4 protein-coding genes are annotated in these 14,215 nt (G+C 69.3%); all 4 read right to left on the bottom strand.

The window, feature by feature from the left end; genetic code table 11:
- A partial coding sequence (locus ACFWGJ_RS08950; RefSeq protein WP_387321970.1) for an amino acid adenylation domain-containing protein occupies positions 1–10,853 on the bottom strand: 10,853 nt, incomplete at its 3' end.
- Between the two features lie 20 nt (positions 10,854–10,873).
- Positions 10,874–11,671, bottom strand: a complete 798-nt coding sequence (locus ACFWGJ_RS08945; protein WP_387321968.1) for an alpha/beta fold hydrolase — start codon at positions 11,669–11,671, stop codon at positions 10,874–10,876.
- Positions 11,672–11,685: 14 nt separating this feature from the next.
- A complete protein-coding gene (locus ACFWGJ_RS08940) occupies positions 11,686–11,907 on the bottom strand; it encodes an MbtH family protein (protein ID WP_387321966.1) in 222 nt (73 codons plus the stop codon).
- 118 nt (positions 11,908–12,025) lie between these two features.
- Positions 12,026–13,975, bottom strand: a complete 1,950-nt coding sequence (locus tag ACFWGJ_RS08935) for an ABC transporter ATP-binding protein (RefSeq protein ID WP_387321972.1) — start codon at positions 13,973–13,975, stop codon at positions 12,026–12,028.
- Positions 13,976–14,215: the final 240 nt, after the last annotated feature.

The raw sequence follows: 14,215 nt of genomic DNA, 5'->3' as shown, positions 1-14,215 counted from the left end.
CGCTCACCCACCGCAACCACGTAATGCACCAGACCACCATGCGTGACCTGCACACCCTTCGGCCGCCCCGTCGAACCCGACGTATAAATCACATACGCCAACTGATCAGGAGACGTCACCACCTCGGGCGCACGCGCCGGCAGCCCCGCCAGCGCGGCCACGACCGCCGGATCGTCCACGACGACCGTCCGCAGCCGCCCCACCGGCAGCTCGTCCACCAGCTCCTCGGTACCCACCAGCACCGTGGCCCGGCTGTCACGCAGCATGAACCCGAGCCGGTCCACCGGATACTCCGGGTCCAGCGGCAGGTACGCCCCACCTGCCTGCCACACCGCGAGGATCGCCACCACCATGTCCACACCACGCGGCAGACACAGCGCCACCACCGACTCCGAGCCGACCCCCACCGACCTCAGGTAATGCGCCAGACGACTCGCCCGGCCCATCAACCCGCCATAGGTGACCCACTCACCGCCAACGACGACAGCCACCGCATCCGGCGTCGCAACCGCCCGCTCCGCGATCAGCTCATGCACCCCACCCACCGCAGGCACATCCAGGCCCTCCACACCCGGACCACCCACCAACAGTTCACGCTCACCGGCCGACAACAGCGGCAGCGCACCCACCCGCTGATCCGCGTCCGCCGCCACCGCCGACAGCAACGTGACGAGATGCCCGCCTAGCCGCTCCACCGTCACCGCATCGAACAACGCGGTGCTGTACTCGAACTCGGCACCCAACCCGGCACCGCCATCACTCAGTACCAACCGCAGGTCGAACTTCGCGACGATCCGTTCCGCGGCGCTGCCCGTACGGTCCACCGACCGATCCACCGGGCCGCCGGCCGCGTCGCCATCGCCACCGTCTTCGCTCTCCACGAAGTCGTAGTTGAACAGTGCCTGGAACAACGGCGTCCGCGAGCGATCCCGCTCCGACACCAACGCTTCCACCACCTGCTCAAACGGCACGTCCTGATGCGCATACGCACCCAGAGCCGTCTCCCGCACCCGCCCCAACACCTCACGGAACGACGGATCACCCGACAGGTCCGTCCGCATCACCAACGTATTCACGAAGAACCCGATCAGGCCCTCCGTCTCGGCACGGTTCCGGTTGGCGACCGGCGTGCCCACCACCACATCCTCCGACCCCGCACACCGCCCCAACAGCACCGCATACGCCGACAACAGCAGCATGAACATCGAGACACCACACACACGCGACAACTCACGCAGCGACTCCACCGTCCCCCGCGGAATCTCAAACCTCGCCACCGCACCCGCAGACGACCGAATCGCCGGCCGAGGCCGATCCGTCGGCAGATCCAGAACCGCAGCCCCCTCCAACCGCTCCGACCAATAACCCAGCTGACGCTCAAGCAACTCACCGTCAAGCCACTGCCGCTGCCACACCGCAAAATCCGCATACTGCACCTCAAGCGGCGGCAACGGATCGGACTCACCCGCACGGAACGCCTCGTACAAGACCCCCAGCTCACGGTGGAAGATCCGGTCCGACCACTCGTCGAAGACCACGTGGTGGATCGCCAGCGCCAGTACGTGCTCCTGCGCGCCGAGCCGGAACAGAGTGGCCCGCACCAGGGGCCCCGTCGCCAGGCCGAACGGCACGGCCGCGTCCACGGCCGCCAACTCCCGTACGGCTTCTGAGGGTTCGGGGCAGTGGGACACGTCGACGACCGGCAGTGGGAACGGCGCCGGCGCGTCGATCACCTGATGCGGCACACCGTCCGCACCGGCCACCAAACGCGTCCGCAACACCTCGTGCCGCGCCACCACCCCGCCCAACGCCGCGCCCAGCGCCGCCACGTCCAGGGGCCCGTTCCATGCCACGGGTGACAGCAGGGCGTACTCCACCGCCCCGGGGGCCAGTTGGTCCAGGAACCAGAGGCGCTGCTGCGCGAACGACAGCGGCAGCGGCCGGGAGCGGTCGGCCGGCGTCAAAGGATGCACGACGGTGCCGGTGGCCGAGTTCTCCAGGACCGGTGCCAGCTCGCGCACCGTGGGCAGGTCGAACAGGGCGGAGAGGGGCACATCGGCTCGGAACGCGTCCCTGATACGGGAGACGACCTGGGTGGCGAGCAGTGAGTGCCCGCCCACCTCGAAGAAGTTGTCGTCGGCGCCGATCCGGTCCACGCCGAGCACCTCGGACCAGATGCGTGCGAGCTGTTCCTCCGTGGCGCCGGCCGGGGCGGCGAAGTCGGCGGCGGTGGCGTGTGCCGGTTCCGGCAAAGCCGCCCGGTCCAGCTTTCCGTTCGCGGTCAGGGGCAGTGCCGCGAGCTCGACGAAGGCGGACGGGATCATGTAGTCGGGCAGCTCACGGCGCAGGTGGGCGCGCAGCTCCTCTGCGTCCGGAACGCCCGCGGTGTGGGCGGCGGGGACGAGATAGGCCACGAGCCGCCTGTCCGTACCGTCGCCGGAGGCCGTCACCACGGCGGACCGGACGGCCGGGTGGGCAGCGAGCAGTGACTCGATCTCACCCGGTTCGATCCGGAAGCCCCGGACCTTGATCTGCTTGTCGGCGCGGCCCAGGTACTCCAGGGTCCCGTTGGGCAGGAAGCGGGCGCGGTCGCCGGATCGGTAGAGCCGGGAGCCATCCGCGGCGTACGGGTCGGCGACGAAGCGCTCGGCCGTGAGCGCCGGCCGGCCGCCGTATCCGCGCGCGACACCGGCGCCGCCGATGTACAGCTCGCCGGGCACACCGGTGGGTACGGGCATGAGGTGCTCGTCCAGTACGAGGGCCCGCCAGCCGGGGAGCGCACGCCCGAGCGGCAGTTTCGGATCTGCCTCCATGTCGGTGGCGTCGATCCGGTGGTGGGTGACGTGGACGGTCGTCTCCGTGATGCCGTACATGTTGACCAGGGCGGGTGTGTCCAGGCCCCATGTGTCGACCCACCGCTGAACGTGAGCCCGCTGCAGCGCGTCGCCGCCGAAGACGACGAATCGCAGGTCGGTGGGCGTGCGTCCCGGCCCGGCGGCCTCGGCCAGCTGACGGAACAGCTCCGGAGTGGCACTCAGTACGGTCACGCCCTCGCCGGCCAGGACGTCACGGAGCAGCCACGGCTGCCGCACGGTCTCGGTCGGTACGACGAGGCACCGGGCGCCGTGGGCCAGGGCTCCCCAGATCTCCCAGACGGAGAAGTCGAACGCCGAGGAGTGGATCACGCTCCACACGTCGGCAGGCCCGAGGTCGAAGGTCTCTGTACGGTCCACGGCCGCGAGGAGGCTCTGGACGTTCGCGTGCGGGACGTGGACGCCCTTGGGGCGGCCGGTCGAGCCCGACGTGTAGATCACGTAGGCGAGTTGTCCGGGCTCGGTGACGGCGACGAGTGCGGTGGCCGGACGCCGGGCGATCTCGGCGGCGGTGCCGGGGGCGTCGACGACGAGCAAGGGCACGGTCCGGGCGTCCGCCTGCACGCCGGTCATCGTGTCGGTGAGGACGCCGGTCATCACGTCGGTGAGGACCCCGGTCAGCGTCGCCGCGTGATGCTGCTGCGTCACCACCGCCTTCGCGCCGCTGTCGGCCAGCATGAAGGCGAGCCGCTCGGACGGGTGCGCCGGGTCGAGGGAGAGGTAGCCGCCGCCGGCCTGCCATACGGCGAGCATGGCCGTGACCATGTCGGCACCGCGGTCCAGGCACAGTCCGACGACGGTCTCCGGGGCCACGCCGGCATCGCGCAGGCGGTGCGCGAGACGGTTCGCTCCGGCCATCAGCTCCGCGTAGGTGAGCTGCTGCTCGCCGCTGACGAGGGCCACCGCGTCGGGGGTCTCCGCGGCCCTCTGCGCGATGAGCGCCGGGACGCCTCCGGCCGCGGGCGCCGCAGCGAAGTCGTCCCACTCGGCGACCAGGCGATCGTGTTCGTCCCCCGACAGCAGGGACACCTGCGACAGCGGCCGCGTGTCGTCGGCGGCCACCGTCTCCAGGAGGCCGACGAAGTGCCCGATCATCCGCTCGACCGTGGCTGCGTCGAAGAGCGCGGTGCTGTACTGCAGCTCACCGACGAGAGCGCCGCGGCCGGCACCGGAACCGTCGCCGTCGCCGTCGCCGTCGCCGTCGCCCAGCGTCAGAAGCAGGTCGAACTTCGCCGGGAGACTGTCCGCGAGGAAGTCGGTCGCGAGAGCGTCCGGGCCGAAGAGGTCACCGCGGCCCGGCAGGGCCCCGGGCTCCCGGGACTCGTACGTGAACATGACCTGGAACAGCGGCGTCCGGGACCGGTCCCGCTCACCGACCAGCTCGTCGACGAGCTGATCGAACGGCAGGTCCTGGTGCGCGAAGGCCGCAAGAGAGGTCTCGCGCACGCGGCCGAGGAGTTCTGCGAAAGAAGGGTCTCCGGACAGGTCCGTGCGCATGACGAGCGTGTTCACGAAGAACCCGATCAGGTCCTCCGTCTCGGCGCGGTTCCGGTTGGCGACCGGGGTGCCCACCACCACGTCCTCCGAGCCCGCGTAGCGGCCCAGCAGGACGTCGAAGGCGGCGAGGAGTGTCATGAACATCGTCGTGCCGCGCTCGCGCGAGACGACCCGCAACGCTTCGGCCGTACGCGCAGGCACGGTGAACCGGAGCGCCGCACCCTGCGTGGACCGTACGAGCGGCCGGGGCCGGTCGGTCGGCAGCTCCAGCACCGGCGCGCCCGCCAAGTGCTCTGACCAGTACGCGAGTTGCGAGTCAAGTACGTCACCGGAAAGCCACTGCCGCTGCCATGCCGCGAAGTCGGCGTACTGCACGGCCGGCGGCTGGAGCGGATTCGGCGCACCCTCGCTGAACGCCTCGTACAGCGCGGCGAGTTCACGGCGGAAGACCTGATCCGACCACTCATCGAAGACGATGTGGTGCACCGACAGCATCAGGACGTGCTCGTCGGGAGCCACCCGGATCAGCATGGCGCGGATCGGTGAGTCGGCCGCCAGGGCGAAGGGCAGCACCGCGTCGGCAGCGACCAGTTCGCGGGCGGCGGCCACCGGGTCGCGCTCCGCGGAGACATCGACGAGCGCGAGCGGGAACGTGTCCGCCGGCTGATCGATCACCTGGTACGGGATGCCGTCCGCACCGGTGACGAACCGGGTGCGCAGTACCTCGTGCCGCGTCACTACGGCGCCGAGAGCGGCGGCCAGGGCGCCCACATCGGGCTTGTCGCCGCGCAGCCACACAGGTAGGGCGACGTTGTACTCGGCGGCCTCGGGGTCCATCTGCTCCAGGAACCAGAGGCGCTGCTGCGCGAACGACAGCGGCAGTGGCTGCGTACGGTCCGCCACACCGACGGGCGGCAGGGCGTTCGCCCGGTCGGCGCCCTCCACGGCGGCGGCCAGACCGCGCACGGTCGGCCGGTCGAAGAGCAGGTGCAGCGGGATCTCCGCCCCGATCAGCTCTCGGACGCGCGACCTAACGCGCGTGGCCAGCAACGAGTGCCCGCCCAGCTCGAAGAAGTTGTCCGTCGCCCCGACGCGGTCCAATCCGAGCAACTGTGCCCAGACACCAGCGAGCAGTTCCTCGGTGGCCGTGCCCGGGGCCACGAACACGTCCAACTCGGGCCGCACACCCGTCGGCTCGGCGAGGGCAGCACGGTCGAGCTTGCCGTTCGGGGTCAGCGGCAGGGCGGCGAGTTCCACGAACCCGGACGGGATCATGAAGGCGGGCAGCCGACTGCCCGCGTATGCGCGCAGGTCGGCGACGGAGGGGATGCCGGCTGCCTGGTCGGCGGGCACGAGGTAGGCGACGAGGCGGCGGTCCTCGATGTCACCGAAGGCGGCGACGACCGCCGTGCGGATCTGCGGGTGGTCGGTCAGGACGGCCTCGATCTCGCCCGGCTCGATACGGAAGCCACGGACCTTGACCTGTCCGTCGGCCCGGCCGACGAAGTCAAGCTGCCCGTCCGGCAGCCAGCGCGCCCGGTCACCCGAGCGATACATGCGGCTGCCGTCGCCGGCGATGGGGTCGGCCACGAACCGCTCGGCGGTCAGGTCCGGGCGACCGCGGTACCCGCGGGCCACCTGCGGACCGGCGATGTACACCTCACCGGCCACGCCCACCGGGAGCGGGTTCAGCCGGTCGTCGAGAACGTACAGGCGGGCGTTGGCGACCGGCGCACCGATCGCGGGCGCACCGGTGAGGAGGTCCGGGTCCACGACACCGGTGGTCACCATGACCGTCGACTCCGTCGGCCCATACGTATTCACCAGACGCCGACCAGCCGACCAGGCACGGGCGACCGGCTCGGTCAGCCGCTCCGCCCCCAGCAACAGTGTCCGCAGCCCCGACACGCCCTCCGGGTCCAGGACACCCAGCAGGGACGGGACGACGCTCGCCGCACCCACGCCCTCGGTGCGCAGCATCGACGTGAGCTGGGCCGCCTCGGCCCGCTCCTCCGCCGTCGCCACCGCCAAGACACCGCCGGAAGCGAGCGTCACCGCCACATCAAGGACGGCCGCGTCGAAGCTGAAGGAGGCGAACTGAAGCATCCGCGTTCCCGGTCCCGCGTCGAGGACCGGAGCCAGCGCGGACACCATGCCCACCACACTGCCGTGCCCGACCTGCACACCCTTCGGCCGGCCCGTCGAACCCGACGTATAGATCACGTAGGCGAGTTGGTCAGCGGTCGGAGTCGTCTCGGGCGCCTCCGCAGGCAGCCCGGCCAGGGCCTCTCGTACGGCCGGGTCGTCGAGCCACACGCCCTGCCCGACGGGCAGTCCTTCCACCAGGGAACGCTCGCCCACCACGACCTGCACACCCGCATCCGCCAGCATGAACTCCAGCCGGTCAGCCGGGTACTCAGGATCCAGCGGCAGATACGCCCCACCCGCCTGCCACACCGCGACCATGGCCGCCACCATGTCGATCCCGCGCGGCAGGCACAGCCCCACCACCGACTCGGCGCCCACACCCAGACCGCGCAGGTGATGCGCCAGACGGTTGGACCGTGCCATCAACCCGCCGTACGTCACCGACTCCCCGCCTGTGACAACAGCCACGGCATCCGGGGTCGCCACCGCACGCTCGCCGATCAACTCATGCACCCCACGCACCATCGGCAGCTCGACCGACGACGCGTTCCACCCCTCCGTCACCAGCTCGCGCTCAGCCGCCGACAGCACCGGTAGGTCACCCACCCGCTGCCCCGGGTCGAGAACAATGGCGTCCAGCAGAGTGACCAGATGACCCGCCAGGCGCTCCACGGTGGCCGCGTCGAACAGCGCGGTGCTGTACTCGATCTGCCCCGACAGGGTGTCGTCGGCGCCCTCGATCCGGACTGAGAGATCGAACTTCGAGGGCAGGACGCCGTCCGGGTTGGTGTACATGCCACCGTCGGCGACATAGCTGAACAGGACCTGGAACAACGGGGTCCGGGACCGGTCCCGCTCCGTGACCAGCTCGTCCACCAACTGCTCGAACGGCACGTCCTGATGCGCGTACGCACCGAGAGCCGTCTCCCGCACCCGCCCCAACACCTCACGGAACGACGGGTCGCCGGACAGGTCCGTCCGCATGACGAGCGTGTTGACGAAGAGCCCGATCAGGTCCTCCGTCTCGGCACGGTTCCGGTTGGCGACCGGCGTGCCCACGACCACGTCATCCGACCCCGCGTACCGGCCGAGCAGTACGTCGAAGGCGGCGAGGAGTGTCATGAACATCGTCGCGCCGCTCTGCCGCGACAGCTTCCGCAGCGCCTCAACCGTCCGCGCCGGCACGCTGAACGTCTGAACCGCACCTGCGGAGGAACGAACCGCCGGACGCGGCCGGTCGGTGGGCAGGTCGAGTACCGGCGTATGAGCCAACTCGTCGCGCCAGTAGGCGAGCTGGCTGTCCAGGACGTCACCGGCCATCCATGCGCGCTGCCAGACGGAGAAGTCGGCGTACTGCACGGGCAGAGGGGGCAGCGGGTTCGGCTCACCGGCGCGGAAGGCCTCGTACAGAGCCGACAGCTCACGTTGGAACAGGTGATCCGACCACTCGTCGAAGATCACATGGTGCGCCGTCAGCAACAGAACATGCTTCTCGTCGGCCACCTTGATCAGGGTGCCTCGGACGAGCGGGCCGTCCGCCAGGTCGAAAGGCTCCGTCGCATCGGCGCGCAGCAGCTCCGCCGCGTATGTGTCGGGGTCCGGCTCGCCGGACGCATCGACCACCGACAGCGGGAACTCGGCAGGCGGGTCGATCACCTGATGCGGTACGCCGTCCGCGTCCGCGACGAGTCGGGTGCGCAGCACTTCGTGGCGGACGGTCATCGCATCCAGTGCGGTGGTCAGCGCGGCCACGTCCAGGTCGCCGTCCAGCCGGATCGGCAGGGGCAGGTTGTATTCGGTGGATCCGGGGTCGAGCTGGTCGAGGAACCACAAGCGCTGCTGCGCGAACGACAACGGCAACGGCCGCGTGCGGTCGACCGGCCTGACCGGCTCCGCCAGCGGCCCGCGGACCGTGTCCTCGACCACCGCGGCCAGACCCCGCACCGTCGGCTGATCAAACATCGCCGCCACAGGCACATCAACACCCAGCACCTCACGGATCCGGGAGACCACCTGCATGGCCAGCAGCGAATGCCCGCCCAGCCCGAAGAAACTCTCGGTCACACCCACCCGGTCAAGCCCCAGCACACCCGCCCAGACACCGGCGACCAGCTCTTCCGTCGTCCCGGACGCAGCCACGAAGTCTGCGGCCTGGCTCATGGACTGCTGCATGTCCGGGGCAGGCAGCGCCGCACGGTCCAGCTTCCCATTGGCCGTCAACGGCAGCCCGGCCAGCTCCACGAACACCGACGGCACCATGAACTCCGGCAACCGACCCGCCACGAACTCCCGCAGCTCAGCCGCCGCCGGCATCCCGATGACACCGTCGGCCGCAACCACATAGGCGACGAGACGACGATCCGTCCCCTCACCGAACGCGACCACCACCGCGGTACGGATCTGCGGATGACCGGTCAGGACGGCCTCGATCTCACCCGGCTCGATACGGAAGCCCCGCACCTTCACCTGCTCATCCGCACGGCCCACGAAATCAAGCCGCCCGTCCCCCAGCCACCGCACCACATCACCCGAGCGATACATCCGACTGCCGTCCGCCGCGAACGGATCAGCAACAAACCGCTCACCCGTCAGCCCCGCACGGCCTCCATAACCACGCGCCACCCCGGCACCCGCGATATACAACTCCCCCGCCACACCCACCGGCACCGGACGCAACCGCGCATCCAGCACATACACCCGCGTATTCGCCAACGGCCTGCCGATCGCCGGCACACCCACAGCGGCAGCATCCGCATCCGATTCCGCTTCCGCATCCGCATCCGCATCCGCATCCGCGAGGCCCGCACAGGCAATCACCGTGGTCTCGGTCGGCCCATAGCCGACGAAGAACCTGCGGCCCGGCGCCCACTCCCGCACCACCGAACCGCTGACGCGCTCCGAACCCACGAACAGACTGCCCACACCCGCCAGCGCCGCCTCCTCCAGAACCCCCAGCAGAGACGGCGACACACTCGCCGACACCACACCCTGCGCACGCACCAGAGCCTGCAACTCCACCGGCACACGCCGCTCCGCAGACGAGGCCACCACCAGCACCCCACCACCAGCCAACGTCACCACCACATCCAGCACCGCCGCATCAAAACTCAGCGACGCAAACTGCAACACCCGCACACCCACACCCACACCCAGCGCCGACCCCAACCCCAACGCCAGATTCACCACACCCCCATGCGCGACCTGCACACCCTTCGGCCACCCCGTCGAACCGGAGGTATAGATCACATACGCCAGCTGACCCGGCACCACCGACACACCCGGCGCCTCCGAAGGGAGCCCAGCCAGCACACCCACCACAGCCGGGTCGTCCAGCCACACCACACGGCCGGCCACCGCATCCACAGGCAAGCCCTCGGCCACCGACCGCTCACCCACCAACACCTCCACACCCGCATCCGCGAGCATGAACTCCAGCCGATCAGCCGGGTATTCGGGGTCCAGCGGCAGATACGCCCCACCCGCCTGCCACACACCGAGAATCGCCGCCACCATGTCCACACCACGCGGCAGACACAGCCCCACCACCGACTCGGCGCCGACACCCACCGACCGCAGGTAATGCGCCAGACGATTCGCCCGAACCATCAACCCGCCATACGTCAACGACTCCCCGCCCGCCACCACAGCCACCGCATCCGGAGCCGAGGCAGCCCGCTCGACGATCAGCTCATGCACCCCACCCACCACCGGCAGCGCCACCTCGCCACCGTCGCCAGCGGCCACCAACAGCTCACGCTCACCCACCGACAACACCGACAGGTCACCCACCCGGCAGTCGCCCTCCTCGGCCACCACCTCCAACACCCGCACCAAATGCGCGGCCAAGCGCTCCATCGCCACCGCGTCGAACAGAGCGGCGCTGTACTGGACCTCACCCGCCAGACCCTCACCTGAGTCCGCGACCCTGACCGTCACCGTGACCGGTGCTTCGTCGGATGGCAGGTCCACGTCCTGGCTGAGGTCCCGATCCGATTCGGCTCGGCGTACCTGATCGAGCAGTTCCGCGAACGACGGATCGCCGGACAGGTCCGTGCGGTGGACCGTCGCGCCGGAGCCCTCCAGCGCCACTGCCACATCGTCCGATCCGCTGTACCGCCCGATCAGCACCATGAGCGCGGCGAGCAGTGTCTGAGGAAGTGTCGCGCCGTGTTCGTCGGCCAGTGCGCGCGACCGCTCCACAGTCGGCGCCGGCACTTCGAATCGGACGGTTGCCGTCTCGGTGAGCCGGTTCGGCGTGTACGGCCGGTCCGTAGGCAATTGCGGTGCCGGCAGATCGAACGATCGCCCACGCCTGTTGTCCGGTTCACCGTTCATGACGCCCCCACGCGGTTCCGCTAGTTCTTGTCCAGGAATTCGATGACTGCCGCGTTCACCTCGTCAGGACGTTCCAGATATCCGAAGTGACCGCTCTTGGGAATTTCCACGTAATCGCAGTCGGGGATCGCTTCGGCGACCTCGGCCGCGAGATGTGGCGGGGTGATGAAGTCGTCGCTGAAAGCGATGACACGACAGGGCGCGGACACGCTCCGCAGTGCTTCCCTGCGGTCGGCGTCCGTGTTGATCCACGACTGCCCGACGGAGCTTTCGCCGCCGGAGAGGCGGAAGGTTTCCAACCAGAGCGAGACGGCTTTGTCGTCGTTGAGGGTGGAAGGGGAGAGCCATTGCAGCGCCGACACGGCCGCTTGGTGCTCGGCGGGCAGTTTCGTGCCGTTCTGCAGCAGGGCTCGTTCGGCGGATCCCAGCGCGGCACGGGTGACGTCGGAACGCGACTTCGTGGCGATCAGTACGGCGCACCTGACGAGGTGCGGCGCGCGGATCGCCAGTTCCTGCGCGATCATCGCTCCCAGGGAGACACCCACGATGCGGCAGGGCGCCGCGTCCAGGGCCTCGATGAGGCCCTGGGTGTCCGCGACCATGTCGTCGAGGGTGTACTTCCCCGGGGGGATGTCCGAGGGGGCGATTCCCCGGTTGTCGACCGTGACGGTCTGGTAGCCGGCCGCGTTCAGCGCGGGGGTCTGGTGCAGCGTCCAGACCCGTCCCGAGGCCGAGGACCCCATGATCATGAGGACCCGTTCACCGCGGCCCGACCGTTCGTAGGAAAGCCGAATGCCGTTGGTGAATACGTGCGGCATGTCCGTGCGGCCCCTCACTCACCGTCGAGCGCGAGGCGGAGGCTCTTGGGCCGCATGTCGGTCCAGGTCTCTTCCAGGTAGGCGTCGCACTCGGCCTTGGAGGCCTTGACGCCCGTCTCGGTCCAGCCGCCGGGGACGGCCAGGTCGGCCGGCCAGATCGAGTACTGCTCCTCGTCGTTGATGAGCACCTTGAACCGGGCTTCGTCGTTCTCGAAGTCGAAGGTGACGGTACGCATGGCTGTCTCCTCTTCAGGCGTTCTCAGGCGTTCTCAGGCGTTTTCGCGCATTGTCGGGAAGGAATGGAAAGGTCAGGGCGGACGAGGGGCAAAAAGGCGGCGGCAGCGGCGCCGGGGGTCAGTTGACCGGCCCGGCGGCGCCGAGCACGACGTCGTCGCCGCTCTCGCCCACGGCCTGCCGGGCGAACTGTGTGGAGTACAGGTCGGCGTAGAGGTCGCCGGCCGCCAGCAGTTGCTCGTGCGTGCCGCGTTCGCGGATCCGGCCGTTGTCTATGACAAGGATCTGGTCGGCTTCTCGGACGGTGGAGAGTCTGTGGGCGATCACCACGGACGTACGGCCCTTGAGCGCGGTCCCCAGGGCCTGCTGAATGGCGACCTCGGACTCGGCGTCCAGGTGCGCGGTGGCCTCGTCGAGGACGACCACGGGGGGCGCCTTCAGGAGCAGTCTGGCCAGGGCTATGCGCTGTTTCTCCCCGCCGGACAGCCGGAATCCGCGGTCGCCGACGACCGTGTCCAGGCCGTTGGGGAGGGCTTCGACGACATCCCAGACCTGCGCGGCCCGGCAGGCCTCGACGAGGTCGGGCTCGGTGGCGTCGGTGCGGGCGTACAGGAGGTTGGCCCGGATGGTGTCGTGGAACAGGTGGGCGTCCTGCGTGACCACGCCGATCGTGTCCTGGAGGGACTGCATGGTGAGGTCGCGGAGGTCGTGGCCGCCGATGCGCACGGTTCCGGAGACGGGGTCGTAGAACCGGGGCATCAGATTCGTGATGGTCGTCTTGCCCGCGCCGGAGCGGCCGACGAGGGCGGTCAGTTTCCCTGCGGGTGCGGAGAAGCTGATGCCGTCGAGGACCCATCCTTCGTCGTTGCGTTCCGGGCCGCGGGCGTGGTCGGTGGACTCCAGGGAAGCCAGGGCGACTTCGCCGGCGGAGGGGTAGCGGAAGGAGACGCCTTCGAAGTGCACGTCCGGTGCCGCGTCGGGGCGGCCCGGGGGCAGGTCGACCGCGCCGGGCCGTTCCTTGACGAGCGGGTCGAGGTCGAGGATCTCGAAGACCCGGTCGAAGCTGACGAGGGCGGTCATGGCGTTGGCCTGGATGCTGGACAGCTGCTGGATCGGCGTGTAGAGGCGGCCGACGAGCGTGACCAGGGAGACGAGGGTGCCGACGGCGATGACGTCGTTGACGACCAGGGCTCCGCCGAACCCGAAGAGCAGGGCGAGCGTCACGGAGGCGGTGACTCCCATGATGATGCCGAGCAGTTGGGCGGTGACGTTGGTCTTCACGCCGATGTCCCGTACGGCGCCCGCTCGTTCGGCGAAGTACTGCGTCTCGCGGGCCGGGTTTCCGAACAGCTTGTTGAGCATGGCGCCCGCGACGTTGAAGCGCTCGTTCATCAACGAGCCCATCTCCGCGTTGAGTTGCATGCTTCCGCGGGCGAGGTGCTGCATGCGCCGGCCGATGGCCTTACCCGGGATCAGGAAGATCGGGACGATCAGCAGGGCCACCAGGCTGAGCTGCCAGGACAGGTAGAACATGGCGCCGAGCACCAGGACCAGGGTCAGTACGGTGTTGACCGTCTCGGCCATCAGTACGGTGACGGCCTGCTGGGCGCCGATGACGTCGGTGTTCAGCCGGCTGACGAGGGACCCGGTCTGCGCGCGGGTGAAGAAGCCGATCGGCTGCGCCTGGACGTGCCGGAAGACCTGGGTGCGCAGGTCGTAGACGAGGCCCTCGCCGATCTGGGCGGAGAGTTTCGCCTGGAGGTACTGCGTCAGGGCGTCGACGAGTGCGAGGGCGAGCAGCGCGGCGGCGACCCAGACGACGACGTCCATCTCGCCGGGCACGATGCCCTTGTCGATGACGATGCCGAACAGCAGCGGGCTTGCCGCGGTGACGAATGCGCTGAGCCCGGAGGCACCTACGAGAAAGGAAAGCCGAAGGCGATAGCGCTTTGCATAGGGGAGAATTCTCTGGATGGTGCCGGGACGAATTCCTTTGTTCCCTTCCGGACCGTCGTCTCGAATGCCTTCCTGCGACGGGTCAGGGAACTCTCCGTCGTCCGGCGCCCGCACCGTCACTCTCACAGCGCTCTTCTCCTCACGGAAATTGTCACACGGTGTTCTACGCGGCACAGCTTCGCTCGGCCGCAAGCATCCATGAGAGCGCCCTGCAGTGGCAACGGTGTCCGGCGGCGGTGCCGGGACGGCCTGGAGAGGGGGTTTTCAACTGACGCGATGCCGCAGTTGAACGCCCCCGGAACACTTCCTGGGGAAGAACGTGCGAATAGCGCCGCCGCTCATACTGCAGCGAGG

It is taken from the genome of Streptomyces sp. NPDC060205, assembly GCF_042728395.1.
Lineage (GTDB): Bacteria > Actinomycetota > Actinomycetes > Streptomycetales > Streptomycetaceae > Streptomyces.
The sequence above is the reverse complement of the archived record's forward strand: the minus strand, read 5'-3'. Positions and strand labels throughout refer to the sequence as shown.